This is a genomic window from Pseudomonas sp. EYE_354 (assembly GCF_023148575.1).
In the GTDB taxonomy this organism is placed as follows: Bacteria; Pseudomonadota; Gammaproteobacteria; order Pseudomonadales; family Pseudomonadaceae; genus Aquipseudomonas.
This window is the reverse complement of sequence record NZ_JAHXNQ010000006.1, coordinates 231,685-258,340: the sequence shown is the minus strand read 5'-3', so window position 1 is coordinate 258,340 and position 26,656 is coordinate 231,685. Positions and strand designations below refer to the sequence as shown.

General features: G+C 61.3%; 22 protein-coding genes. 8 read left to right on the top strand and 14 right to left on the bottom strand.

Going from position 1 to position 26,656, the window contains the following annotated elements; all coding sequences use genetic code 11:
• Nucleotides 1–30: 30 nt before the first annotated feature.
• From KZX66_RS10945 to KZX66_RS10910, 8 genes are all read right to left on the bottom strand, one after another.
• On the bottom strand, nt 31–837 hold the full coding sequence (locus KZX66_RS10945; RefSeq protein ID WP_248079271.1) for a fumarylacetoacetate hydrolase family protein: 807 nt from the start codon (nt 835–837) through the stop codon (nt 31–33).
• Nucleotides 834–2,441 (bottom strand): bifunctional 3-(3-hydroxy-phenyl)propionate/3-hydroxycinnamic acid hydroxylase, encoded by a 1,608-nt coding sequence (locus KZX66_RS10940; protein WP_248079269.1) that lies wholly within the window; start codon nt 2,439–2,441, stop codon nt 834–836. Before KZX66_RS10940 ends, KZX66_RS10945 begins: the two co-directional genes overlap by 4 nt.
• Nucleotides 2,442–2,502: 61 nt before the next feature.
• The gene (locus tag KZX66_RS10935; RefSeq protein WP_248079267.1) at nt 2,503–3,105 is read right to left on the bottom strand and encodes an amino acid synthesis family protein; all 603 of its coding nucleotides are present in this window, start codon (nt 3,103–3,105) and stop codon (nt 2,503–2,505) included.
• Nucleotides 3,106–3,120: 15 nt separating this feature from the next.
• Complete coding sequence (locus KZX66_RS10930; RefSeq protein ID WP_065930135.1) at nt 3,121–3,579, bottom strand: VOC family protein; 459 nt, start codon at nt 3,577–3,579, stop codon at nt 3,121–3,123.
• 11 nt (nt 3,580–3,590) lie between these two features.
• Entirely contained in the window at nt 3,591–4,631 is a 1,041-nt protein-coding gene (locus tag KZX66_RS10925; RefSeq protein WP_248079265.1) for a YCF48-related protein, read from the bottom strand.
• A 12-nt stretch (nt 4,632–4,643) separates the two neighbouring features.
• Complete coding sequence (locus KZX66_RS10920) at nt 4,644–5,438, bottom strand: SDR family oxidoreductase (RefSeq protein ID WP_046036354.1); 795 nt, start codon at nt 5,436–5,438, stop codon at nt 4,644–4,646.
• A gap of 27 nt (nt 5,439–5,465) precedes the next feature.
• Nucleotides 5,466–6,956, bottom strand: a complete 1,491-nt coding sequence (locus KZX66_RS10915; protein WP_248079263.1) for an aldehyde dehydrogenase family protein — start codon at nt 6,954–6,956, stop codon at nt 5,466–5,468.
• Between the two features lie 11 nt (nt 6,957–6,967).
• Entirely contained in the window at nt 6,968–8,509 is a 1,542-nt protein-coding gene (locus KZX66_RS10910; RefSeq protein WP_248079261.1) for an acetolactate synthase large subunit, read from the bottom strand.
• Nucleotides 8,510–8,791: 282 nt separating this feature from the next.
• Between KZX66_RS10910 and KZX66_RS10905 the strand changes: the two genes are divergently transcribed.
• A complete protein-coding gene (locus tag KZX66_RS10905; RefSeq protein WP_248079259.1) occupies nt 8,792–9,556 on the top strand; it encodes an IclR family transcriptional regulator in 765 nt (254 codons plus the stop codon).
• Here KZX66_RS10905 and KZX66_RS10900 read toward each other — a convergent pair.
• The 3 genes from KZX66_RS10900 to KZX66_RS10890 all read right to left on the bottom strand — a co-directional run bounded on the left by KZX66_RS10900 (nt 9,553) and on the right by KZX66_RS10890 (nt 13,881).
• Nucleotides 9,553–10,875 carry an alginate export family protein gene (locus KZX66_RS10900; RefSeq protein ID WP_248079257.1) on the bottom strand — a complete coding sequence of 441 codons (1,323 nt, stop codon included), beginning with the start codon at nt 10,873–10,875 and terminating at the stop codon, nt 9,553–9,555. The genes KZX66_RS10905 and KZX66_RS10900 overlap by 4 nt on opposite strands.
• A 53-nt stretch (nt 10,876–10,928) precedes the next feature.
• Nucleotides 10,929–12,350, bottom strand: coding sequence for an aldehyde dehydrogenase family protein (locus KZX66_RS10895; protein ID WP_248079255.1), 1,422 nt, complete (start codon nt 12,348–12,350; stop codon nt 10,929–10,931).
• Nucleotides 12,351–12,432: 82 nt separating this feature from the next.
• Complete coding sequence (locus KZX66_RS10890) at nt 12,433–13,881, bottom strand: APC family permease (RefSeq protein ID WP_248079253.1); 1,449 nt, start codon at nt 13,879–13,881, stop codon at nt 12,433–12,435.
• Between the two features lie 406 nt (nt 13,882–14,287).
• On the opposite strand from KZX66_RS10890, the gene KZX66_RS10885 reads away from it, so the two are divergent.
• The gene (locus tag KZX66_RS10885) at nt 14,288–16,426 is read left to right on the top strand and encodes a methyl-accepting chemotaxis protein (RefSeq protein WP_248079252.1); all 2,139 of its coding nucleotides are present in this window, start codon (nt 14,288–14,290) and stop codon (nt 16,424–16,426) included.
• On the opposite strand, the gene KZX66_RS10880 is transcribed toward KZX66_RS10885, so the two are convergent.
• Nucleotides 16,374–17,390, bottom strand: coding sequence for a helix-turn-helix domain-containing protein (locus KZX66_RS10880; protein WP_248079251.1), 1,017 nt, complete (start codon nt 17,388–17,390; stop codon nt 16,374–16,376). The two genes, KZX66_RS10885 and KZX66_RS10880, sit on opposite strands and share 53 nt — an antisense overlap.
• 195 nt (nt 17,391–17,585) lie before the next feature.
• Here KZX66_RS10880 and KZX66_RS10875 point away from each other — a divergent pair, with 195 nt between their 5' ends.
• The 3 genes from KZX66_RS10875 (at nt 17,586) to KZX66_RS10865 (ending at nt 21,090) form a co-directional block, all read left to right on the top strand.
• Complete coding sequence (locus KZX66_RS10875; RefSeq protein WP_248079250.1) at nt 17,586–18,962, top strand: aspartate aminotransferase family protein; 1,377 nt, start codon at nt 17,586–17,588, stop codon at nt 18,960–18,962.
• A gap of 27 nt (nt 18,963–18,989) precedes the next feature.
• A complete protein-coding gene (locus KZX66_RS10870) occupies nt 18,990–20,444 on the top strand; it encodes an aldehyde dehydrogenase family protein (protein WP_248079249.1) in 1,455 nt (484 codons plus the stop codon).
• Between the two features lie 82 nt (nt 20,445–20,526).
• Complete coding sequence (locus tag KZX66_RS10865; protein ID WP_248079248.1) at nt 20,527–21,090, top strand: cytochrome b; 564 nt, start codon at nt 20,527–20,529, stop codon at nt 21,088–21,090.
• A gap of 205 nt (nt 21,091–21,295) precedes the next feature.
• Here KZX66_RS10865 and KZX66_RS10860 read toward each other — a convergent pair whose 3' ends face one another.
• Together KZX66_RS10860 and KZX66_RS10855 are read right to left on the bottom strand one after the other, a co-directional pair.
• On the bottom strand, nt 21,296–22,609 hold the full coding sequence (locus KZX66_RS10860; RefSeq protein ID WP_248079247.1) for a PAS domain-containing methyl-accepting chemotaxis protein: 1,314 nt from the start codon (nt 22,607–22,609) through the stop codon (nt 21,296–21,298).
• A 68-nt stretch (nt 22,610–22,677) separates the two neighbouring features.
• On the bottom strand, nt 22,678–24,318 hold the full coding sequence (locus KZX66_RS10855; protein WP_248079245.1) for a methyl-accepting chemotaxis protein: 1,641 nt from the start codon (nt 24,316–24,318) through the stop codon (nt 22,678–22,680).
• Nucleotides 24,319–24,869: 551 nt separating this feature from the next.
• On the opposite strand from KZX66_RS10855, the gene KZX66_RS10850 reads away from it, so the two are divergent.
• The 3 genes from KZX66_RS10850 to KZX66_RS10840 are packed head-to-tail and all read left to right on the top strand — an operon-like array spanning nt 24,870 to nt 26,656.
• Nucleotides 24,870–25,298 (top strand): DUF393 domain-containing protein, encoded by a 429-nt coding sequence (locus KZX66_RS10850; RefSeq protein WP_248079243.1) that lies wholly within the window; start codon nt 24,870–24,872, stop codon nt 25,296–25,298.
• A gap of 41 nt (nt 25,299–25,339) precedes the next feature.
• A complete protein-coding gene (folE, locus tag KZX66_RS10845) occupies nt 25,340–25,900 on the top strand; it encodes a GTP cyclohydrolase I FolE (RefSeq protein ID WP_248079241.1) in 561 nt (186 codons plus the stop codon).
• Between the two features lie 45 nt (nt 25,901–25,945).
• Nucleotides 25,946–26,656, top strand: a complete 711-nt coding sequence (locus KZX66_RS10840) for an SDR family oxidoreductase (RefSeq protein ID WP_248079239.1) — start codon at nt 25,946–25,948, stop codon at nt 26,654–26,656.

Here is a 26,656-nt window from a genome sequence, read left to right as displayed (position 1 = left end):
CAGCGTGTTGTTTTTGGCCAGAAGGCGGGCTCAGTCATCCATAACGGTGGCGGGTGCTTGCGCAGGCGCGCGGCCTGGGTGGAAATCCAAAGCCAGTTCCGTGCCAAGCATGCACAAACGATAAGCGCCCGCGTGTATATCCAGCGGAGCCAGCAACGCACCGGACAGCACCACCTGCCCGGCGTCCACGGGATGACCGTCTGCCAGCAGACGCCGCACCAGCCAGCACAGGTTGAACAGCGGGCTGTCTTCGCGCGCCTGGGTATCACCGCTGCCGAGCAATGCGCCGTCGTGCTCCAGGCGATAATCCACGCAGGCATGCCGCACCGCATCGAACGGCACGCGCGTCCCGACACAGTAAAGCCCTGCGGCGGCGTTATCGGCCAGGAATGCGCCAAGCCCGAAAGCCCAGCCCTGCCAGCGGCAGTCGGCGATTTCGAAGGCCGGGGCGACCTCGGCAATCGCCGCCAGAATCTCCTCGTCACGGTAGTTGCCTGGCGCCAGGGCCCGTCCGAACACCAGCGCCAGTTCAACCTCAAGCTTGGGCTGGATCAGCCGCGCCAACGACACCGCGCTGGCCGGCTCGACCGCCATGGCAGACGTGAGCGCGCCATACACGGGCTCGTCAAGGCCAAAACGCGCCTGCGCCGCCCGGCCGGCGAACGCCACCTTCCAACCGCTCAGATGCTCGCCAGCTGCCAGGCGCTGTGCCAGGCCCTGACGCAACAGCGCGTAACCTTGCTGCTTGTCCAGCGCCTGTGGCGGCAACGGTGCAATGGCCCGGGCGCTCTGCCCGGCCGCGTGCAGTTGACCGAACAACTCGTCAGCGCCGCTCACGACAGTTGCTCCGCCAGCTTGCGCAGCACGCCGTCCAGCCGCTCAGGCGTGGTGATGGCGGCGACGAAGCGGTCCGGCCGCACCACGACGATGCAGTCACGCACCTTGGAGAACCATTCGCCCAGGCGGTTATCCACGTCCTCGACACTCAAGGCATCAGTGGCCGTTAACGGCTGGTTACGCCCCACACCGCTGCGCGAACGATTGACCTGGATGAAACGTGTATCCCAGCGCGTCCAATACTCGACCATCGGCCCGCTGAGATGCTCACGTGGGTTCACCCGATAACCCAACACCGCATAACCGTTGCCGAGCACTTCGTCCAGGCGCCGACGCTGGCCCTGGTGGTCTTCGATATTCGGCTGGATGAACAACTGCCCGACCAGATCGTCCTCACGCAACTCGGCCCGCTCGTGATAAACAAGGCCCTTGGTGATAGTGGCCTTGGGTTTGAACTTGAATTCGAGCAGGTGCGAACGCAGGTTGTCGACCGTGTTCACCGCCTGGAATAACCAATCGCGCACGCCGGCCATCAGCGGGTTGGTCAAGCCCAGTACCGCGCCCATGTTGTCGGCCAGGGACACCAGTTCGGTCGCATGGCCCCGGCGTTCCTGGTCGTAAGTGGCAAGGATCGACGGCGCCGCGCGGCCCTGAATGATCGCCGCCAGCTTCCAGGCCACGTTGGCCACGTCTCGCAGGCCGGAGTTGAGGCCCTGCCCGGCCCAGGGCGGCGAAATGTGCGCAGCATCACCCACCAACGCCACGCGTTTTTGAACAAACCGCGCCGCAACCCGCGAATGGTGGGTGTAGGCACGTATGCGGATGATGTTGAGCTGGTCGACGGCATCGCCGATATGCCCGTGGATCAGTTGGCGAATCGTTGCCTCTTCGCACATTTTCGCTTCGTCTTCGCCTTCCAGCAGCATGAATTCCCAGCGTCGCTGCTGGTAAGGCAGGTAGATGCACACGAAGGGCCGCTGCGGGTCGGCATGCAGCGCCGTGTAGGGTGCATCGAGTGTGTCGTTGGCGGTGTCGACCACCACCCATTTACGCGGATGGGTCAGCCCGAGCAGCTCGATACCCAGTTGTTTGCGCACGGTGGAGCGCCCGCCGTCGGCGCCGATCACATAGTCGGCCTGAAGTTGGTAGATCTCGCCGTCGGCATCGCGCACCTGCAGGGTCACGCACTGCTCGTCCTGATGCAGTTCGAGCAGTTCATGGCCCTGGCGCAATTCAACGCTGGCATGCTGCCCGAGGTGTTCACGCAAGGTGCCTTCGAGCAACTGCTGCATGAAGATATTGCGCATCGGCCAGCCGTACTGCGCGACACTCGGCTTGACCTCGGCGAAACACACACCGCGTGCGTTGTAATAACGCAGCGGCACGTCACAGATCATGTCGCGCACCGCCACCTCGGCGATGCCGATGCCCTGCAGTACACGCAAGGCCTCATCGTCCATGCCGACTGCCCGGGGATAAGGCAGGATGCAGTCGGCCAGCTCAAGGACGACGCAGTCGACACCGTACATTCCCATGTAGTGCGCGGCCGTGATGCCGTTGGGGCCACCGCCCACGATGACAACTTGGGTCTTCTCCTGCTTCATCGCTATTCACCGCTTTTCTTGTTGTGGTTTGAGTCCAGTACCGCGTGATCCTGCACGTTTATCAGTGCAGACCGTCAAGGCCTTTTACGTCTTCGACTTTCAGCCCGCCCAGCCGCGCATGCAGGCGCCCGCGCGTGGCGAAGGCCCAGATTACGACGATTTCATCCGGCGAAGGACCGTCGCCGAAGGTCACCGAGAAACTGTCGTAGTGCGAGCGCACGTACAAAGCGTCCTTGTGCGCCAGTGGCACGTCGATGGTCGAACCTGGGCCGCCACGCTTGCCGGTGGACGGCACCCACGATTTGCCACCGCCGAGGGCGACGCGAATCGGATCGGCGGCCGGGTTGGTCAGAAACGCATTGCCGTGCTCGTACTCGCCGGCGCTGCCCACCAGGATAGCCTTGCCGTAGCTTTCAATCCGGCGTGAGCCGGCCAGGGCCTGGATGCGCCGGCCGAATTCTTCACCCAACAGCGGCGATGGCTCGACCAGTTGCGAAAGGTCTTGACTGTAGCGGCCGGCATACGGGTTGGCGATCACCGCCGCGACGGCGTATTTGAACACTGGTTCGCCATCGGCCAACTGGCCGGTTTCATTGGCTAGGGTCTCTTCAACGAAGCTGTACCATTTGCGGATGTGATAGCTGGCGAAATTTGCAGTTTTCATCGGGTGTGCCTCTGCTCAAAGGGGGTCGAGTGGGTCAAGCGTGATGTTGCGACTCGGCGCACCGGCGGCCTTGAAGCGGGCCTTGCCGCACGCATCGTCATGCTCGGTTTCGAGAAAAAACTCCATGCGGTTGCAATCGGGATCGTTGAAATACAAGCCATTGCCGATTTCATGGTCGGTAATTTTCACCACCTCCACGCCCTTCTTCAGCAACATGCCGTAGAGCTGGCGCAACGTGGTCATGTCACCGGCAATTTCCAATCCGTAATGCTGCAGCCCCAGCCCGCCCTGATGGGCGCCGGGCTCTGCACGAATCAACGCAATGTCGTGATGCTTGGTGCCAAACGCCATCATCACCCAGCTCTCGCCACGGGCACTTTCGTGCATGCCCAGAATGTCGGCGTACCAGCGCGCCGACACATCAGGATCACTCACCCAGAGCGATAAGTGAGTTCGAAGGATTTCGACTTTCATCACTGGTTACCTCAGTTTTTCTTGACGATGGATTGATGCCCGGCTTTGATTTGCGCCACAGCAGGCGTCCACAACACATCGGCGATCTCGCTGAATTCGCGCCAGTGCTTCTGCCAGCCATCACCGCCGTTATCGGACGTAAACAAGTGCCCGTATTTGGTGCCCGCCACAATCTGGCGCGGGTTGGCCGGGTTGAAGGCAATCGCCCAGACGCAGGAATTGGGCTGCTGTGGCAGCGGCAGCACTTCCCAGGTTTGTGCCGCATCACGGGAAACCAGGATCTTGCTGGTGGTGCCGGGCGTACCGTCGGAAATACTCAGGTACAGCTGATCCTCTGTGCCCAGCGGCGCGTTCATGGCGCGTATGTAGTACAGGCCAAACGCCTCGCGGCCGATAATGCCGGTCCAGGTCAGCCCCTCGTCCAGGCTGCGGTAGACCGCATTGACGCAGACCACCACGATGACTTTTTCGCCGTGGTTGGGCAGTACCAGGATGTTGTGAATGTCCGAGTTGAAGTCCCACAACAGGCGATCGTCGACGCGGGTCCAGCTGTCACCACCGTCGCGCGAGTGGAACAGTCCACCTTCCTCCAGGCCGAACCACACTTGGTTACGGTCAGTGGGGTCATAGGCGAAGGCCAGCAGGCGTGGGCGGCTGACGCCGTCGCAGAACTCCGGAATCTCCACCGGGGCGCGATCCCAGCTTGCGCCGCCATCCAGGGTGCGCCACAGCACGGCGCGCGAAGGCGCACCGGTACCAACGAAAATCCGCTGTGCATCCTGGGGATCCACCGCCACCTTCCACACGGTTTCGCCGTTGAACGGTGAGTCAACCTGGCTCCAGCGCCCGCCGGTGTCATGGCTGACGCACAAACCGATATCGGTGCCGGCATAAATCACTTCCGGCGTGCCGGGGTGCATGCTCAACGAACGGGTGATTGCGTCGAACTCCAGGTCTTGTCCCAGGCCCAGGCGATGCCAGGTCTTGCCATCGTCGGCGCTGCGGATCACCGCTTGCCCGACGGTGGCAACCAAAAGGGTGCCGTTACTCATCACAGATGCTCCTCAGATATAGATGCCGCGGGTCAAGCCACCGTCAATGCCGATGGATTCACCGGTCACCGCGGCCGCTTTTGGCGACGCCAGGAAACCAATCAACCAGCCCATTTCAATTGGCGCGAGGGTGCGGCGAATCGGCGTCGCATCGATGTAGGCCTGCTCGACCTGTTCCGAGGTCTTGCCCTGCTTGACCGCTTCGCGCTCGTACAGCTCCTGGATATGCGGGGTGTCCACCACGCCGGGGTGAATCAGGTTGACCGTGATGCCCGAAGGGCCGAGCTGGTCGGACAGGGTCTTGGTCATGTGGGCGATGGCCAGGTTGCGCATGCCCGAGAGCACTTTGCTGCTGCGCCCGGTGAGGCCGCCGATGTTGATGATGCGACCGAAGCCGCCCGCCTTCATGTGCGGAGTCACGGCCTTGGCGCAGCGGAAGTAGCCGATGACCTTGGTGTTGAGGTCCGAGAGCAGCTCGTCGTCACCGGCGTGCTCGATGTCATTGCGCACGACACCGGACGGTGCCGCAGCACCGTTGACCAGGATGTCGATACGGCCGAAGTGTTTGTGCGCAGCCTCGACCATCTCCGACACGGCCTTCATGTCGTTGGTGTCACAGAACAGCGGCAGCACTTCGTTCCCGGTCTGTGCACTGATCTCTTCGGCCGCCAGTTGCAGGAACGCCATGCGGCGCGCGCAAATCACTACTTTGCAGCCTTCCTCGGAGAGAAAACGTGCGACTTCCTTGCCGATGCCCATACCGCCGCCGGTGACAATGGCCACGCGGCCTTTCAATTCCAGATCCATAGCAACTACCTCTTGTGATTATTCAGTTCAGGCCAGATCGACAAACACGCTCTTGGTCTCGGTGTAGGCATCGATCACGTTTTTACCCATTTCCCGGCCCCAGCCGGATTGCTTGTAACCGCCGAACGGCGAGGCCGCGTCGACCACGTTCCAGCAGTTGATCCACACCAAGCCCGCTTTGAGCTGCGCCGCCACGCGGTGCGCCGAGCGCAAATCGCGGGTCCACAGACCGGCCGCGAGGCCATACGGCGAATCGTTGGCGCGCAGCACCAGGTCGTCGATTTCGGTCCAGCTCATGACGGTCAGCACCGGCCCGAAGATCTCTTCGCGGGCGACACAGGCCCCCTCGGCGCGGTCCAGAAAGACGCTTGGCGCAATAAAGTGGCCGCGCTCCAGATGGGCCGGGCGCTCGCCCCCGCAGATCAGTTCGGCGCCCTCCTCCTGGCCGCGTTGCAGGTAGCCCTTGACCGTGTTGAGTTGGCGCCCCGACACCAGCGGCCCCATGCTGCTGGTCGGGTCCAGGCCGTTGCCGAGTACATGGGCGGCGGCGTGCCGCTCAAGCTCTTCCAGTACCTGGTCCAGCACGCTGGCGTGTACGTAGAGCCGCGACGCGGCGGTGCACACCTGGCCCTGGTTGTAGAAAATGCCATCGGCGGCACCTTTGGCGGCGCGCACGATATCGGCGTCCGGCAGGATGATGTTCGGTGACTTGCCGCCCAGTTCCAGCGAGACTTTTTTCATGTTGCTGGTGGCCGCTTGCGCGATCAGACGACCGACCTGGGTCGAGCCGGTAAAGGCAATCTTGTCGATGTCGGGATGCTCGGCCAGCGGCGCACCCGTTTCGGCGCCAAGGCCAGTGATCAAGTTGACCACCCCGGCGGGGAACCCGGCCGCTTCGATCAACTGCACCAAGCGAATGGCAACCAGCGGGGTCTGCTCGGCGGGTTTGAGCACCGCCACGCAACCGGTCGCCAATGCTGGACCGAGCTTCCACACGCACATGTTCAACGGGAAGTTCCACGGCACGATCAGCGCACAAACGCCGACCGGCTCACGTAAGGTGTAATTGAGCATGGGCGCACCGCTGGCCGGCGACACCGGCAGCGTGCTGCCTTCGATCTTGGTCGGCCAGCCGGCGAAGTAACGCAGGATGGTTGCGGCACTGGCGGCTTCGCCGCGAGCGGCAGCGATAGGCTTGCCGTTCTCCAGAGTGATCAACTGCGCCAGCTCCTCACGGTGCTGGTCCAGCAGGTCCGCCAGGCGAAACAGCAACAGGCCGCGCTGGGCGGGCGACTGCAGCGCCCAGACGCCGGTGAACGCCGCGCGGGCGGCGGCTACCGCTGCATCCACATCACGCGCGTCACCTCTGGCGACTTCGGTGAGGGTTTCTTCCGTCGCCGGGTTTTCCACGGCGAATCGCCCGCCAGCCGCGGCGTCCTGCCAACTGCCACCAATAAACAAGCGGCCGGGCTGAGACAGGAAGGCCTGGACGGCCGGTAGCACTTCGTACGATTTCATCATCGACTCCTTCACAGCGCCATTTCGATCAGGCAAGGCCCGCCATCCGCGCTGGCATTGGCCAGCGCCCGTTGCAATTGAACATTGGTTTGCACCGTGCAGGCGGGCACGCCGTAGCCTTTGGCCAGGGCCTTCCAGTCGATGCGCGGGCTGTCGAGCACGGTCAGGCGCAGGGCCTGGGGGTCCATCTCGGTCATGCCGAAGCGACGCAGTTCATTCTGCAAAATCGCGTAGCGATGGTTGGCGGCAATCAGAATCACCACCGGCAACTGCTCGCGGGCGATGCTCCACAGGGTCTGGATGGTGTACTGGGCACTGCCGTCGGACTGCAGGCAGAACACACGATTGCCCCGCTCGGCCAGCGCGGCACCGAACCCCACCGGAATACCCTGCCCAATCGCGCCGCCGGTGTTGGTCAACACCCGATGCCGCGCGGCACCGGCGGAGGCGGTGAAGAAGGGATAGCCACAGGTGCCGCCCTCAACCGAGACAATGCTGTCGTGGGGCAGTGACGCGGCCAATACCTGGCCAATGGACTGTGGCGTCAATTCGGCGTGGCCGGGCGGCAGTTCGATGCCCTGCGGGGTCGGCACATAAGCCGGCGCCTTCAGGGCATCGGCGAGCGCCGCCAGCGCGCCGGCGACGTCATCACCGACTTCGGCCAACGTCAGCAGGCGCTCACGTTCAGCGAGACGCGACGGTATGCCTTCGTAGCCAAAATAGCTGATGGGTTCCGGCACGCCCGCGCAGACGACAAGGTCGTACTGCTCGAGAATTTCGATCGCCACTTCCGGGAAATACGGCAGGCGATCCAGGTCCGGCAAACCACCGCCACGGTAGCTCAGACGCGGAAACGTCTCGGCGAACATGCGCACGCCGGGCAGTTGCGCCAGGCGCCCCGCCGCTTCCAGGCCCGCAACAGACAACCCCTCATCGCCGACGATAAACACCAGACGCTGACCGTCACGCAGCGCCTGCGCCACTGTCTCGATCCGGTCACCGGCAAACCGGCGCACCGGCGCGCGCAACGGGGCGAATACACCGTTGTGCGTTACGGCATGGGCCTGCAGGTCCATGGGCAAAATCAAACTGGCGATCTGGCCTTTGGCCTGCCACGCCGCGCGTACCGCTTCCTGCAAATCCTCACCGATCCCCGACGCGGTGCGCGAGGTGCGCACCCAGCCCGAGACGGTGCCGGCCAAGGCCTGGATGTCACTCGCCAACGGCGGATCGTAGTTCACATGCCAGGAGGCGTGATCGCCGATCACGTTAACGATGGGGGTATTGGCCCGGCGTGCGTTATGCAGGTTGGCGATGCCGTTGGCAAACCCAGGGCCCAAGTGCGTCAGGGTCATTGCCGGCTTACCGGCGATGCGGCCGTAGCCATCCGCCGCACCGGTGCAGACGCCTTCAAACAGCGACAACACCGGCTTGAGAGCAGGTGCGCTGGCCATGGCGGCCACCAGAGGAATCTCGGTGGTCCCGGGGTTGGCAAAGCAGTACTCGATACCACTTGCCGCTGCCGCATTCACTATCAGTTGCGCACCATTCATTTTCAGCCCTCTTGCTTGAGCGTTTTCTTTGGTGAGATTTATCACACAAACGAAAACCACAAACAAGATATTTCGTCTTTAAATCTCTTAATTTGAGATTAAAGTGATTTTTAAGGCTGAAAAGTTTAGTGTGTTGACCTGTTGATTCGGCTTGCTCGTGAAGGCGGTCTGTCAGTAACTTCCATCACTGGCCCAACGCTTTTGCGAGCACGCCCCACATCGGATCTGCGCTGTTTTCGCCTATAGTGCTAACCCGCGTGCCATCCCTTCTCTAGGAACGAAATGAGCAGCCTGAGTAAATTGTTGAATGTCCTGGACCTGTTCGGTCCGGCGACGTTGAAGATCGATCCGGACACCATCGCCGAGCGCATGGGCCTGTCGCGCGCCACCGCGTATCGCTATGTCAAGGAATTGTGCGACGCCGGCCTGCTGACCCGCGTGGATGCAGGCCACTACGGCCTCGGCCCGCGGGTGATTGAGCTGGACTGGATGATGCGCCAGTACGACCCCATCCTTCTGGCCGGGCGCGAGCTGATGCACGAGCTGTCGGCGCAGACAGGCCTGGCGGTGTTCGCCAGCGTTTTCTACGACGGGCGCATCATTAACACCTACATCGCCGAACCCACCGACACGTATCACTTTTCCTTCGGGCGCGGGCATCCGCTGCCGTTTTTTCGCGGCGCACAGTCCAAGGTATTGATCGCCTTCCAGAAAGGTCGACGCCTGCAGCGTCTGTTCGAAGAACATATGGCGGGCGACCCGGACAGCACCTACGACTGGGCCAGCTTTGCCAAGGCCACCAAGAAGATTCGCAAGGATGGGTACTGCATGACCCACGATGAACTCAATCTCGGCCTGACCGGCATCGCCGCGCCTATCATCCAGCCGGATATCGACGAGGTGATCGGCAGCCTGTCCGCCGTCGGCAGCACCCAGAGCTTCAAGCTGCTGCGTCAGGAAACCGTGATTGAAATGGTCATGGACACCACCCGCCGGATTGCCGAGAACCTGCGCAATCCGCCGGGCGCGCCCGCTGCGGTGGGTTAGAACGGCACGGCGATGGTCAACTGGCTGTAAACGTTGGTGCCGTTGCCGGCGACCTGGTTACCACCGGTATTGGCGTCCTGCTTGGGCTTGTAGAGGCCGATCAGCGGAGTGACGATCAGGTGTGGGTTGACGGCCCACTCAACGTATAGGTCCAGTTCGCGTGCATTGAGGTTCAGCGCATTGCGCTTGCGCACGGTGTCGAAGTCGAAGTACAGCGCACCCAGGGTCAGGTTTTCCAGAGGCGTGGCCTTTAAGGCCACGTGCTGGATGCTGGTGTTGCTGTTGAACGGCCCGGCATAGTTGCCCGCGACTTCGCCTTGCAGCCAGGTGCCATAGCCGGTGCTCAGGCCGGTGAACAGCGAATCCCACTTCTGGGAGTAGCGGGTGTAGCGATAGCTGACCTTTGGCGTCCAGGCGACATCGGCAAAGGTGTAGCCGGCTTCGCCGTACCAGGCTTTTTCCGGGCCGGTGTCCTTGTCCTGCCAGGCATATTCGAACGCCAGGTTCACGTTCGGCAGACCTGCGTCGCCTTCGCCGCGCACGCTGTAGACATTCATGCCCTTGCGCTGGCGCTGAAAATCACTGGCCCAGCGGTCGTTCACATCGATGCCATGCACCCAGGTCAAGCCCAATGTGCCGGGTTTGGTGGTGTAGTCCAGGGTACCTGCGGCCATTTCGGTTTCAGCCTGGGCGCGGTTATCGGACTTGAGCCACAACAGACTGCCGTGCAGACCATCCTTGCCGCCCAGGCGCAGGAACGCGGTTTGATCGAAGGCGTGCCGCGCGGCCAGGTAATACGCACCGCCACGGTTCAACGTGCCGTCTGCCGGGCCCTTGCCCAGGTTCGGTCCGTCGTCGTTGATCAGGAAGCCACTGCCAAGCTTGACCACCTGGCGACCCCCGGAAATGTCCACGCCATCCTTGCCCAAGGCCGGAAACAGGTCGCCGGAGCGCCAACCCAGATAAGCGTCTTCGATCTTGGTCGTGCGTTCGCTGCCCAGCGTATTGCCGGCCGGGTCGCCGTCACCCCAGGTCGCGGAACTGACCAGCGCGAAGGCGCCGTAGGCGATGCCATTGCCGGCCAGGGACTGATCGCCGCTCAAACCGTACTTGATGAAACCTTCGCGCCAGGTGGCACCGCCGGACGTGCCGTCATAGTTCTTGCGGCTGTTGAACATGCCAAACACGGCCGTCATGTCGGCATTGAGATGCCGGCTTTCATCGCTGTACACCTCATAGGCCTGGGCCTGGCTGATGGCGCAAAGCGACAACGTACAAGCGAATGTACCGCTGAGAAATGACGTGGAGGAATACCGCATGATCGAAGCTCCTTGGGGTGCGCCTTTGAGAGGCTGTCTTAGTGGTTGGGGCGTTATTGGGCTGCGCGCTTGCTGATGAACAGCAACTGCTGGCCGGTGAATTCCAGTAGCCCTTCGAGCCCGAACTCGACGCCGAATCCGGACATCTTGCTACCGCCGAACGGCGTGTTCGGTTGAATGCGCGCGTGGCAGTTGACCCAGGCCACACCACTCTCCAGACGGCTGGCCAATGCCTGCGCCTGCTCCACGTCCGGGCCCCAGACCGAACCACCCAGGCCCATGTCGCCGGCATTGGCGCGGCGCAGCACATCCTCGACATCCTGATAAGCGATCAGCGGCAATACCGGGCCGAACTGTTCCTCGTCGACCAGACGCTGGCCATCGGTCACATCCGCCACCAACGTCGGCGGGTAGAAGAACCCAGGGCGATCAAGGCGCGCGCCCCCGCATAGCACCCGGGCACCCTGCGCCCGTGCGTCAGCAATCAGGGCGTCCACCAACTGCAGTTGATCAAGGTTCTGCACCGGGCCAAAGTTGACGCCGGGCTCCAGCCCATCACCGACCACCTGGCGCTCGGCAATCCGCGTCAGGGCCTCGGCAAACGCCTGATACTGTGATTGGTGAATGTACAAGCGCTTGAGTGCGGCGCAGGTCTGGCCCATGTTGAGGAAGGCGGCCTGGAAGATCTCTTCGGCCACCTCCTCCACCGACGTACCAGGCAGTACAATCGCCGCGTCATTGCCGCCCAACTCCAGGGTCAGGCGCTTGAGGTTGGTGGCGGCCCCGCGCATCACGCTCTGGCCGGTGGCGGTGGAGCCGGTGAACACAATTTTCTGGATGCCCGGGTGCGACGTAATCGCGCTGCCGAAACCCTGCTCGCCGGTCACGCAGTTGATCACACCGTGGGGCACATGGCGGGCAATGATTTCGACCAGCCGCAACGTGCTCAGCGGCGTCAGGCTCGACGGCTTGCTGATCACGCAGTTACCCGCGCGCAGCGCCGGCATGATGTGCCACACGGCGATCATGAACGGCCAGTTCCACGGCGTGATGGACGCCACCACACCCAAAGGCTTGCGGTGCAGTTCGACGCGCTGGGTCGGCGTCTCTTCCACCAATTCGACGGCGATCTCCTGCCCCGCCGCGTAGCGGGTCCAGGCTGCGGCGCCCATGACTTCGGAAAACGCCAGTTCAAGGGGTTTGCCTTGTTCCTGCACAATTAGGCGGGCCAGTGCGTCAGCGTCCTGCTCAATCGCATCGGCAACTGCATTGAGGAGCTCGCAACGCTGCCCATGGGTGCTGTGGCGCCAGGTCTTGAAAGCGGCCTGAGCGGCGGCCACCGCCTCGTCCAACTGGGACAGCGAGCCCGCCGGGCATTGCGCGAATGCGGCGCCGGTCGCCGGATTGATCACGTCAAACCGGCCGTTTTCACCGGCAACCGAAACCCCGTTGATGAGCATCTTGTAATGGTGCATATGCAATTTCCTTTAACGCAGACGAGCCCTGCCGGACAACGGCAAGCGAACAATTCACTGTAGGGATGGATCGATCCAGGTCTTAGAGCTTGTGGCTGCCCAAGGCCAGAAACCGCTGCGGCGAGACCTTGCGCAGGCGCGCAGCAAGATACAAGCCGCCCAGCAGGGCTGCGGGAATTACCGCGCACAAGCTGTAGGACAAGAGCTGACTGGCCCCCGTGAGTACATCGAAATGCGCCACCGCCAGTACCAGCACGCTGAGCAAGGCCAGGCACGACAACAGCGGCAGAATGCGCCCGCGCAGCAGGCCGACCTTGAGTTCGGGATGCCGATGGAAATACACGCAGATCGCGATCGAAGTCATTGCCATCAGCAGGATCACGCACAGGGTGGCCAGGTTGGAGAACCAGGCGAACAGCTGCAGGATCGGGTCGGCATCCATCGCGGCGAAGATCAATACCACCACGGCCGCGATCAGGCTCTGCAAGGCAGACCCCATGTGCGGGCTCTGGTGCACGCGGTGGGTGGTGCCCAGCATGCTGTGCAGCAAGCCGTCACGGCCGATCGCGTAGAAGTAGCGCGCCGCAGCGTTATGGAACGCCAGCAGTCCTGCGTAGATGCTGACCATGAACAGCACGCGGATGACCTGGGTCAGGTGCGGGCCGACGAAGTGATCGGACATGCCGTAGATAAAGGTGGTGGGGTCTTGCATGGCTTGCAGCATCGGCACGATCTTGTCTGCGCCCACGCCCACTACCATCGACCACACCGATAGCGCATAGAACCCGCCGATCAGCAGCACCGAACTGTAGGTCGCGATAGGGATGGTGCGCTGCGGGTCTTTCGCTTCTTCACCGTAGATGGTGGTGGCCTCGAAACCGATGAAGGCAGCGAAGCAGAACAGCAGGCCAATGGACGGTGTGCCGCTGAACACATGTTGGGGGGTGAACGAGTCAAGGTTGACGCCGCTGTCACCACCGGTTTTGAGAATGGCAAAGTCGAGGATCAGGATCGCCAGGTATTCGGCGATCACCACCAACGACAGAACCCGCGCCGAGAGGTCTATCTTGCGATAGCCGAGAAACGCAATGCTGGCCATCGCCATCAGCGAATAGGACCACCACGGCAATATCACGCCCGCCACGCTCTCCATGGTACCGGCGACCACACCACCGAACATCCCATACAGGGCGATCTGCAAGATGTTGTAGGCGAACATCGCCAGCACTGCCGCCGAGCCGCCGGCCAGGCCGCCCAGACCCCGCGAGGTGAAAGCGTAGAAACCGCCGGCGTTGGTGACGTGGCGGGACATGGTGGTGTAACCCACCGAGAACGCCAATAGCACCAGCAAGGCCAGCAGCAGTAACGCCGGGGTGCCGGCACCGTTGCCCAGCATGATGCCGATCGGGAAGCCACCGGCAATCACACTGAGCGGGCTTGCCGCCGAAATCACGAAAAAGATGATGAAGCCGACACCCAGGGCGCCACGCTTGAGCTCCGTAGAGCTGTTGACCGGGAGAGTTACGCTCATGTTATTGACCTTATTGTATGAGGCAGTCGCTGTTGGGTGGCCCCGATCCAGCCGCTATCGGTGCCGGGTAGCGCTTTTATTCTTGAGGTTGCACGCTGGATTCGATCCTATGCCCGCCCACCTGAGCCTCGCTATCCCAAATCGGTAACATCGCGGCCAGCGCCCCAAAACAGGTCAGGGCCGACGTATTCCCCCGCCGATTTGGGATAACGGCGCGGGCCTGTACCGGTGCATGCTGAGGTGGTCCGTCGTATGCCTGCCACGCCTTAAAACGCCAGTCAGTAATTAACCATGGGCCCTCGTTAAAACACGAGACCGACCTATGCTGTGACATACCAGATAAGAAGTCAGTGGCCCGGGCCAACTGATGGTCAACAAGCACGCTGTTTACCTGCGAGATACTCCGATGCTCGACGCCCTCTCCATCCGTTTGAAAATCATCCTGCTGTCCGGCTTTTGCCTGTTGGGCGTTATCGGCCTGATCGTCAGCCTGAACCTCTATCAAAGCAACCAGAACAACCGGTTGATCAGTACGTCCAGCAGCAAGATGCTGACCGAGAGTGGCGAGACCCTGCTGCTGGCAAAGGCCGCCGAGCAAGCGGGTGATCTGCAACAGGTCTTCGGCGACAGCCTGCTGCTCATTACCGCCTTGTCCGACCAGGCGGCCCATTTGCGTAACATGGCCTCCCAACGCGGGCTGCCGGCCGCGACGTTGCGTGAGGAGCTGAACCAGGGCCTCAAGGCAACCTTCGAGCGAAATCCGCAAATACTTGGGCTGTGGCTGGTTTTCGAGCCGAATGCGCTGGAGGGTCAAGACAGCGCATTCGCCAATGACGCCGCGCGCGCCTCCAACGAAATGGGCCGCTTTGCCAGTGCCTGGAACCGCGGCGCCGGCGAGTCGGTGAACATCCTGATTCCCGAAAGCGATTTGCAGAAGACCGAACTCAGCATCAGCGGCACTCCCTACAACAGTTGGTACACCTGCCCGCGCGACACACGGCGCACCTGCCTGATGGCGCCCTATGCCGACACTCAGGCCGGGCAGGTACAACTGATGACCACGCTGTCGATGCCGTTGATTGCCGATGGCAAAGTGATCGGCACCCTGGGCGTGGACCTCGCACTCGGCGCGCTGCAAGCGGCCGCAAAGGATGCCCAGCGTACGCTGTTCAACGGTTCGGGAAACATGCTGATCGTGTCCGACAGCGGCGTACTCGCGGCCTATAGCAAGGATGCAGGCCAAGTCGCCAAACCGCTCGGCGTCGCATTGGGCGATGACAGCAAGGCGATACTCGCGGCATTGACGCAAAAAAAGCCGTTGGTGCTGGCCCAGAATGATTTGATCCGCGCTATCTACCCCGTCGCGCCAATTCCCGACGCGCCGGCTTGGGGCGTGGTCATTGATCTGCCCAAACAGGTATTGCTGGCCGACTCGGTAGCGCTTCAGACCTTGCTCGATCAGACCCAAACCCGCGACACGCTGGACTCATTACTGGTGGCCATCGGCGCCGGGTTGCTCGGCCTGTTGCTGATCTGGTTCACCGCCTCCGGCGTGACGCGCCCGATCAACAGTGTCGCGCAGATGCTCAAGGCGATTGCCAGTGGCGACGGCGACCTGACCCAACGCCTGCACTACCGCAAAAAGGATGAACTGGGCGAACTGGTGGACTGGTTCAACCGTTTCCTCGACAAACTGCAGCCTACCGTGGCGCAGATCAAGCAGAGCATTACCGACGGGCGTGGCACCGCCGACCAGTCTTCGGAAATTGCGCGGCAGACCAGTGAAGGGATGCAGGTGCAATTTCGCGAGATTGATCAACTGGCAACCGCGTCCAACGAAATGAGCGCCACCGCCCATGAAGTCGCCCACAGCGCCTCGAGTGCAGCCCAGGCCGCGCGCGGTGCCGATCAGGCGTCCAGGGAGGGCATCACCCTTATCGAGCGCAGCACACAGGACATTAATGCGTTGGCCCGCGAGGTCAGCAAGGCCGTGACGGAAGTCGAAGCCCTGGCGGTCAACAGCGAGCAGATCGGTTCGGTGCTGGAAGTGATCCGCAGCATTGCCGAGCAAACCAATTTGCTGGCACTCAACGCTGCGATCGAAGCGGCGCGCGCCGGGGAAAGCGGTCGAGGGTTTGCGGTGGTGGCCGATGAAGTACGCAACCTGGCCAAGCGCACTCAGGATTCCGTCGAGGAAATCCGCATGGTCATCGAGCGCATCCAAACCGGTACGCGGGGGGTGGTGGCGACCATGCATTCCAGCCAGACGCTCGCCCAGGACAACGCCGGGCAGATCCATCAGGCCGTGCTGGCGCTTGGCAAGATCAGCGATGCGGTAACGGTGATCAGCGACATGAACCTGCAGATTGCAAGTGCGGCGGAGGAGCAAAGTGCGGTGGCCGAAGAGGTCAATCGCAACGTCTCGACCATCCGCGGCGTGACCGAGACATTGACGGAACAGGCCGCCGAGTCGGCGCAGATCAGCAGTCAGCTCAACGCAAGGGCCAATCAACAGATGAAGCTGATGGACCAGTTCCGGGTTTAACACACGGCGGTATGGCGGCGCGTGAAGTCTGGGACGGTAATTCGGCGAACAGCGCCTGGTATTCAGCCGCGAAATGGCTGAGGTGGTAGAACCCCCATTGGGCCGCGGCATCGCCAATCGAGAGATGCGCAGCCTGGCTGGACATCAAGGTGCGGCGTACGCCATTGAGGCGCACACAACGCAGGTAGTTCACCGGCGTGGTCTCGGCCACGGCGCGAAAGCTGTTCTGCACGGTGCGCCGGCTGATCTGGAGGCGTTCGCACAGTTCGAACACACTGGGCACATCGAACTGCCCGGTGGTCGCCATGCGGTGGCACTTCTCGACGATAAAACTGCGCGTGGAACTGCTCGTGCGCTGCAGCTTGTCGCAGGCCGGATCGGTCATGAGCTGCACCAACTCGCCGAGCATGGCCTGCTCCAGCGCCTCGTCGTGTTGCCGCTCTTGGTCGCTGTCGTGACTATCGCTGGCCATCGCGTGGGCGAATACCGCGAGCAAACGCCGACGGGCATCGGCGAAACGCTGGCTGGAAACCCTGATCACCGGCTGACGCAGCAACAGGCTGACATCGTTCGCCGACGCCGTTTGCGTCAGCGCCTGCTCGAACAATTCACGCTCGAACGTGATGGACAGCAGTTGCATGCCCATGGGCATATGAAACATGAATTCCTCGCCACCGCGCAGAAAGAACAGGCTGCTGTCGTCCACCTCACGCCCCTGCATACGCATCGAGCCCGGCACGTTGATCGGTACTGCGAAGCACATCTTGCCGCGCGGCGCGACGCCGTGCTGCACGACACGCTGGTTGATCTGCTCAAGGAAAACGTGGCAACCGCCGGTGGTCAACTGCATCAGCGAACTCTCGGTGGAGCCTGCGGTTAACTGGCTGTAGTCCTGATTCCACTGCTGCACATTGGCCGCGTGAACGTGAACATCTTTAAAATGACCAATACTGTGATTTCTCATAATGAGCGATACCCTCGGGTATTCTTTTATTTTATTGTCGCCTTATTGCTCGATATTCTCACATGAAGCAATTAATGCAACTTTCACCACGACTTCTCGCGCGTCGGCACACCCATGTGCCAATTCGGGCTACCCGCCTGACACACGTCACACAGATGATCAGGCCACATCAATCAACATCGCAGAGAATCCGTCATGAGTGAAGCCAAGCTTGCAGCCCTGCATTTCGCCGATGCCCCGCACATCACCTCCAGCACGCTCCCTGGCCCCAAAACCCGTGAGGCGCTGGCCCTGTCGGCGCGCACCGAGTCGATGGCGCGCGGCGGCGGACGCATGCCGATCGCCATGGACAGAGCCTTCGGTGCGACTTTCAAAGACCCGGATGGCAACACCTACATCGACCTGTCCGCCGGCGTGGGCGTGAGCAGCGTGGGCCGTTGCCACCCCAAAGTGGTGCAGGCGATTCGCGAACAATCCGAAGTGCTGATGCATGCCCTGGAAATCAACAGCACCCGGCGTACCGAGCTGGCGGCCAAGCTCTCCGAAATCGCGCCTGAGGGCTTGCGTGGCGATTGCATCACCTTCTTCACGCAAAGCGGCAGCGATGCACTGGAGGCGGCGATCAAATTCGCCAAGCGCATCACCGGGCGGCACCAGATCATCGCCTTCCATGGCGGCTACCACGGCGTATGGAACGCCTCGGGCTCCCTGACCACCGGCACGGCCTACCGCAAGGGCTTTGGTGCCCAAATGGGTGGCGTGATTCACGCCCCCTACCCTTACGCGTACCGTTTCCCGTTCGACACCACGCACAAAAGTGCCGAGCAGATCGCCGGCGAGTACATCGACTACTTGCTGAACACGCCCTACACCGCCGCTGATGACGCGGCTGCCGTGATCGTGGAGCCGGTGCAGGGCGAAGGCGGGTACGTGCCTCCGTCGCCGGAGTTTCTGCAATTGCTGCGCAAGGCCTGCGATCGCAGCGGCACTCTGTTGATCGTCGATGAAGTGCAATCGGGCGCCGGCCGCACCGGCAAAATGTGGGCGGTGGAGCATTCCGGTGTGAAACCCGACATGCTCACCTTTGGCAAAGGCATCGGCAGCGACCTGCCCATGGCCGGTCTGATCATGCGCTCGGACCTGGCGGCGCAGATTCCCGACGGCTCCATGCCCAACACGTTTGCCGCCAACTCGTTGTCGGCCGCGGTGGCACTGACCAACATCAGCATTCTCCAGGATCCGGAACTGGACCTGCTCAACCGTGCCCATACGCTCGGGCTGGAGGCACAGGCGCATATCCGGCGCTTCAACAGTCCGTTGGTTGGTGAAGTGCGCGGGCGCGGCCTGATGATAGGTATCGAACTGATCGAAGATCCGGTCAGCAAGGCCCCGCTTCCAGGCGAGAAGATCGGCCAACTGATGGGCTACCTGCTCAACCACGGCGTGTTGATGATCCCTTGTGGCCGCTACAGCAACGTCATGCGGGTCATGCCATCGCTGACGATCTCGCGCGAGCTGTTTTTCAAGGCACTGGACGTTTTCGGCGACGCCCTGGCTTCCCTCAAGGCATGACCTTGCCCATTACTCCAGGAGCACACTATGACCGTACACTTTAAACACTTCATCGACGGTGCGTTCTGCGAAGCTTTCGATCAGCGTCGTATCGACCTCGTCAATCCGGTGACCGAACAGGTCTACGCCAGCGCTGCGCGTGGTACGTCCGAAGACGTGGACCGCGCCGTGAGCGCAGCGCTCGCCCAACTGGAGCATGGCGCCTGGAGCACGCTTGACGGCGCACAACGCGGCCGCCTGCTGTTCAAACTGGCCGAGCTGGTCGAGCGCGACAGCGAATTGCTGGCCGACATGGACGCCGACGCCATTGGGCGTTCACCGATCGAGCCACGCCGAATGGACCTGCCCAACGTGCTCGCCAACCTGCGCGCCGCCGCCGGCTGGGCAAACCAGCTCGAAGGTCGAACCATTCCCAGCGGCGGCTACTTCGGTACCAAAACGCTTTCTTACACGGTGCGCGAGCCGGTGGGCGTGGTCGGCGCTATCGTGCCCTGGAACTCACCGTTGATGATCACCGTCTGGAAACTCGCTGCCTTGCTGGCGGCGGGTTGCACAGTGGTGGTCAAACCGTCGGAAGAAACCCCGCAGTCTGCGCTGCACTTGGCCGCACTGGCTCAGGAAGCTGGCTTCCCGGACGGTGTGATCAACGTGGTCACCGGCTACGGCGCGGAAGTAGGCCGGGCGTTGTGCGAGCATCCGCACATCGCCAAGATCAGCTTCACCGGCAGCCCCGAGGCCGGGCGCGAAATCCAGCGCACCGCCGGGGTGCTGTTCAAGCACGTCGCACTTGAGTTGGGCGGCAAGAGTCCGCAGATTGTCTTCGACGATGCGTCCTTTGAGGATGCATTGCGTGGCTGCTCGCTGGGCCTGTTCGCCAACCAAGGCCAGATTTGCGCCGCTGGTTCGCGCATCCTCGTGCAACGCGGCATCGCAGACCGCTTCGCCGCAGCACTTGCCGATGCCGCCCGCGCCGTCAAGGTGGGTGACCCTCGCCAACCCGGCGTGCAAATGGGGCCGGTGGCCAAAAAAGCACAGTTCGAGCGGGTTAATCGTTATATCCAGCTGGGCATAGACGAAGGCGCCACCCTGCTGGCCGGGGGCTTGTCGTCCCCTGAGCAGGGCTGGTTTGTCCGGCCGACGATCTTCGCCGATGCGCGCAACGATATGGCGATCGCCCGTGATGAAATCTTCGGTCCCGTGGGCACCGTAATCCCTTTCGACAGTGAAGCCGAAGCCATCGCACTGGCCAATGACTCGAACTACGGCCTGGCGGCGACGATCTGGACTGCTGACCTGGTGCGAGCGCACCGCGTTGCCGGTGCGGTGAAGGCTGGCGCCGTGGGTATCAATTGTTGGAGCCCGCTGGACGCCAACCTGCCCTGGGGCGGGCTCAAATCCAGCGGCATTGGCCGTGAAGGCGGGTTTGGCGGCGCGCAGGCTTACACCGAGGAGAAAGTCATCACCGTACTTTTGCCCGCCTGAGCCTATTCGCTGTCCTGACCGAGCCACCCTCTAACGTTGAGGGTGGCCATTGAACCGTGCTTCGCTCCGTGGAGAGCCTGCTATGAACCCAATAAATCAACCGACAATCGATCGGTATTCGACCTCCCTGCGCCTTTTGCACTGGGTGCGCGCCGTGCTCGTCCTGGGACTGCTCTGGGCAGGCTGGCATATGACCGGCATGAATGATGAAGTGGCGAGCAAATACGAGCTCTATTACCCGTGGCACAAGTCCTTCGGGGTGTTGACGTTCCTGGTGGTGCTGACTCAGCTTGCGGTACGTTTTCGCACTCCCAATCTGCCGCAGCCGCTGGAGACCCTGGCGGGGCATGAACGGTTCCTGTCACGCCTGACGCAGCGCGTCATGTACGTGCTGCTGGTGATCGTGCCCTTGATGGGCTACTCCATGTCGAGCACCTACACGATGAGCGACGGCGTGTTCTTTTTTGGGGTGAACCTGCCGGAGCTGTTGCCAAAGAATGACGATTGGTTCGCCGTGTTCCAGTGGCTGCACAAAGTCCTCGCCTATACCTTGCTTGTTTTGATCGTGGTGCATGTGGCGGGCGCTCTCAAACATCGCTTTTACGACCGCGACCCGCGCAACGACGTGTTGCGCCGCATGCTCTGATGCCGCTGATCTGCGAGCTCAGCGTTGGCGACGGCAACTCCAACACGTCCTGGCCTATCGGCGTCGTGGAGGCATAGCAGATGGTGAGCTTCGGTCGCATCCGGCCTGAATGAGATAAGCGCGTTCACTCAGAACGCGCTGCAGCATGCGCGCCCCTCCTCTTCATTACGCGCCTCACCCACTCCCATTGCCGCGGCATGTTTTGCTAAGCGATCTGATGCGCGAACTTAGCAACGGCGTCGACCACCCGCCTGGCGCCGTCTTGAATTTCCACAATCACGTCGCCTGCCTGGGTAGCTAATTCGAGGCCCTGCTCAGCCTGGGCCTTGCTATTGGCCATCTCACCGACCGTCTCATCGACCAGTTTCTGGTTCTGCAACACCACCGATGCAATCTCTTCAGTCGCGCCGCTGGTGCGTCCAGCCAATTTGCGAACTTCATCAGCGACGACCGCGAAGCCTCGGCCTTGCTCACCCGCGCGCGCCGCTTCTATGGCCGCGTTCAAGGCCAACAGGTTGGTTTGTTGGGCGATGCTGCTGATCGTCTGGATGATCGAGCTGATCAACAGTGACTGTTTTCCGAGCGCTTCGACACCGTTGGAGGCAGCCTGCATATCCACCGCGACTTTGCGCATGGTGTGCATCGTGTCCTTCACCACGACGGCGCCGCGCTGGGCCGCCACATCGGTCTGTTGCGAAATTTCAAACGCCGTCAGGGCTGCCTGGCTGACGGCCTGTTCATGAGAGACCTGGTCAGTCACGACCGTCGCAAATTTGACCACTTTGCAGAGCGTTCCTTCAGTGTCATAAACCGGGTTGTACGTCGCTTCCAGCCATACGGTCTGGCCACGACTGTCGACGCGTTCAAAGCGGCCGGCGACAAACTCACCCTTGTTCAAGGTTGACCAAAAGTCCGTGTATCGCTGGGATGAGGCTTCTTCCGGCTTACAGAAAATACGGTGGTGACTGCCTTTAGCCTGGCCCAGGCTGTAGCCCATCGCTTTCAAGAATTGCTCATTGGCCATGAGTACATGCCCGGAAAGATCGAACTCGATTACCGCCGTCGAGCGAAGTAACGCATCAATGAAGGACGCGTTTTCCGAGGCTTTTTCCACGCGTGAAGTGATGTTCGTCGCATGGCAGGTGATGTGACTTAATCGCCCGGCGCTGTCGACTATGGGTTGCCAATGGGCACCAAGCCACACGAGTGAACCGTCGGCATGCAGGTATCGGTATTCGTCAGAAATTGACTTGCCTGCCGCCACCGCCGCGCGAAAGTTGTGAAAGCACGGCAGCTTGGATACGTACTGCGGCACGATATCAGCCATGGCGCGCCCCAGGAGCTGATTCTGGGTGTAGCCCAACGCCTGGGCAAAATTCTGATTGCAGGCGGTAATTGCAAACGCCGAGTCGATACTCAATGTCAGCATTTCGCGGTCCAGGCCATCGCGCAGTTGGCGCAGCTCCGACAGCTCGGCCGCCTGAGCGTTAAGTTGGTGCTTGATCTTGGTGTTGAACATGGAAAACCGCCTGTTGAATCATAGTAAGTCTGAAGCCGTAAACCTTTGTGAGCCCGCCCCGAACGATCCTAAGCAGCGCTGAAGAACGCCACTTTCGCGGTAAGGCGGTCTGCCAACTGCGACAGCTCCATGCTTGCGGTTGCCACTTGACGTGAGCCGGCAGCCGACTGCACGGTGGATTCATGAATGCGGTTTATATTTTGAGCAACATCGTCGGCAACGCTGCTCTGCTGCACCGAGGCACTGGCGATCTGAGCATTCATATGGCTGATGGCGCCGACCTGCTCGCTGATCCTGGCCAGCGCATCCTGCGCGCTTCGGGTTTGTGTGACGGTCTGGCTCATCAACTCGCAACTGGTGCGCATGGTTTGCGATGCGGTTTCTGTGCCCATTTGCAAGGTGCTGATCATCGTCCGAATTTCCTCGGTCGACTGCTGCGTGCGGTTTGCCAGTGAGCGCACCTCATCCGCGACCACCGCGAACCCGCGCCCATGCTCTCCGGCTCGCGCTGCCTCGATCGCGGCGTTCAGGGCCAGCAGATTGGTTTGCGCGGCGATGGCGTTGATCACGTCGATCACCGACTCGATATTTTCACTGTGTTTGGAAACCTCGTTTACGGTATCCGTCGTCTGTTCCAGCGTTATTGCAAGCTGTTCGATGGCACGCGTGGTGTTTGCCACCAATTGATTGCCGCTTTCCACTTCCGTATCGGCCAACCGCGAAGCATCCGCCGCCTGCGCGGCATACCCGGACACTTCATTCACCGTCGCAGCCATTTGCGTGATGGCTGTGGCCACTTGCTCGGCTTCGCGGATTTGCAGACTGATCTGTTGGTTGTTGGCCGATGAGGTGGCGGACAATTGAGTCGAGGCGTGATTGACCTCTTGGGCCGCTCCGCGCACCTGCTGGATGGTCTCCGCCAGGTGGCTGAGCGCGTCTTTCAACACGCCCATCACGCTGGCGGGGTAACGAGTGGAGATCGTTTGATTAATGTCCCCCGCCGCCAGCCGCTCGATGGCCAGTGCAACCTCGGTGGGCTCAGCGCCCAACGTGGATTTCACGAAACGAATGATCACCGCCGACAACAGGAGGCTCAGCAGCAGAGCAATACCTGTTGCGACCAACATGAGTGTACTGAACTGGCTGGCGGTGGCCTGAACGTCGCCAAGCTTGGCCTTGATTGACGCCTCTTCGTAGTCGATCAACGCATTCACGCGCTTGAGCCACTCACTGTAATCCAGCGACGTTTGACGCATCAGCAGCGCCTGGGCGCCTGCAATATCGCCAGCCCGGCGCAGGGACAATACCGCCTGGGTCGATTTCAGGGTTTGTTGTTCAATGTCCTTGATCGCGGCGAGTAACCGAGCCTCTTCGCCCGTCACGTTCGCCGCCTTGAACAGCTGATCCATGGGCGCTGCCGAATCGGCGTAGTCCTTTTCCAGGGCTGTGACTTCGGCCAAGTGTTTTTCCAGGCCAAGGTCAGTCGTCACCAGCACCGCATCGCGGATGGCAATGGCGCGGTTGTGCACGCTGCCCCGGAAATTGATCGCATAGCGCTGCACCTTTGCGGCGTTTTCGCTGACGTCGCTTAAGGTGGAATCAATGAACGCAACGCGCTGAATGCCGATGGCAGTGATCAGTACAAGAAGCGCCAGGACGGCTGCGAAGCTAAGCCCTATACGTGTGGCCAACGAAAGCGTTTTCTTCATGGCTAGCTCGAAAATGTGCCCTGTAGAGGATTGGGTTTGCGCGCATAGGCGAGTCAGCCTGTCAGCCGCTCACGGTAAGTGTGTGGACGATACGTGGGTTCGGAGTTGGCCAGCCAGTTAGCAATGTGTACCGGACTGATAGCCTAATGCTATCAATTAAGTGCGTCGGCGCCGCGCTCAGCTTGAGCAACGATTTGACGTTCGCGCTAGCCATCGGCCGAGGATGCTACGAACTTTAGCAAAACCTGTACATTTTTTTGTTTATGTACAGCCTTCGGGAATATCCACACTGGAATAAAGCCCTTTGCAATTAACTGAACACCCGGGTTTTTCAGGCAATGTCCGGTGATGGGCAAGGTCCGCCAGCGACGCACGCACCCGCGCAATAACTGGAGCACTGCGACTTTGCTCGCGACGAGCACAACAGAAACGGCGAGCCATCCTTCCCCGGAGGGAGCTTTTCGGCAAACCGCACGACAAAAGACCAACGCCCATTGTCAGCGACTATTTTTCAGCCTATCTTGGATAAAACCTATACAGAGCAGTAACCGATGTACAAGAAAAGCGATTGGCCACTGACGCTTTACTACGATGGCGACTGTCCTCTCTGCGCCCGCGAGGTCCGCCTGTTGAGTCGGCGCGCCTTGGAAACTCGCCTGGTGTTGGTCGATATCAGCCACGGCGAGTTCGATGCAACGGCGCTGGGTTTCACGCTGGACCAGATGCAAGGGTCGCTGCATGCCCGGTTCGACGATGGACGCTGGGTGACAGGCCTGGACGCCACACTGTGGAGCTGGCGCGCAGCCGGTTTGGGGGCGTGGGCCGCCCCGTTGAGCTGGCGACCGCTCAGGCCGTTTTTTGCACTCGGTTATCGCGCGTTCTGCCGCCTGCGGCCCCGCTTGGGATGGTTGCCGCATCCCGATGGCGGTCGACGGTGTCGTGACGACCGCTGCGCTGTAGCGCAGGACAAAAGGCCCTAAGGGCACCCACCCAGCTGAAAATCGAATTGCGAGGCATCCACGTGAACCCATCATTAGCCGAGAATTACCTCGAAATTCTGGTCGGCGTCGGCGAGAACCCTGACCGCGAAGGGCTGCTGGACACGCCCAAGCGCGCCGCCAAAGCCATGCAGTACCTGTGCAACGGCTATGCGATGAATCTCGAAGAAATCATCAACGGCGCGCTGTTCGAGTCGCAGAACGATGAGATGGTCATCGTGCGTGATATCGAGCTTTATTCACTGTGCGAGCATCACATGCTGCCCTTCATCGGCAAGGCGCATGTGGCGTACATCCCCACCGGCAAGGTGCTGGGGTTGTCGAAGGTGGCGCGGATAGTGGATATGTTTGCCCGGCGCCTGCAGATCCAGGAAAACCTGACCAAACAAATCGCAGACGCCCTCCAGCAGATCACGGGGGCAGCCGGCGTGGCGGTGGTCGTTGAAGCACAGCACATGTGCATGATGATGCGCGGCGTTCAGAAGCAGAACTCCGTGATGATCTCATCGGTGATGCTGGGAGCCTTTCGTGATTCAGCCACTACGCGCCAGGCGTTCCTGCAATTGATCGAGCGGCGCAATTAATCACGGTCATGCCTCCTCCCATCATCCGTGCACAGGAGAGACTCAATGAACGCCCCCTTTCAAATGAACTCTCTTGGCGAGGGTTACCGTGCCTTGGTAATAGGCTCAAGCGGAGCACTTGGCTCAGCGTTATGTGAATGGCTCAAAAACGATCCACGCTGTGGTGGTGTCCGCGAACTGGGGCGCCAGACTGATCCTGCATTGGATCTGGAGAACCCCGAGAGTATCGCTGAGGCCGCTGCCGAGCTGGCGGGCGAGGCGCCGTATCAGTTGATCGTGCATGCCGCCGGGTTGCTCCATCGAGACGAAATCAAGCCGGAAAAAAGTTACCGCGCAATTGAAGCACAAGCGCTGCAGGCGGTGTTCCAGGTCAATACGTTGGGGCCGGCGCTGGTTTTGCGCCATTTTCTGCCCCTGTTGGCCCGTGACGGTGCGATGGCGATGCTGTCCGCCAAGGTCGGTAGCATCGGCGATAACCGCCTGGGTGGCTGGTACGCCTATCGCGCTTCGAAAGCTGCGCTGAACATGCTGGTCAAAACGGCCGCCATCGAACTTGCACGTACCCACCCTCAAAGCCGTTTGCTGAGCCTTCACCCCGGCACCGTGATTTCGGACCTTTCCAAGCCCTTTAGTGGCGCTGCCGCCGCAAGGCCGGCGAGGGTCGCTGCACGTGAACTCTTATCCGTGATTGACCGGTTGGTGCCAGCCGACAGCGGTGGTTTCTTTGCGTATGACGCAGAGCGCCTGCCCTGGTAG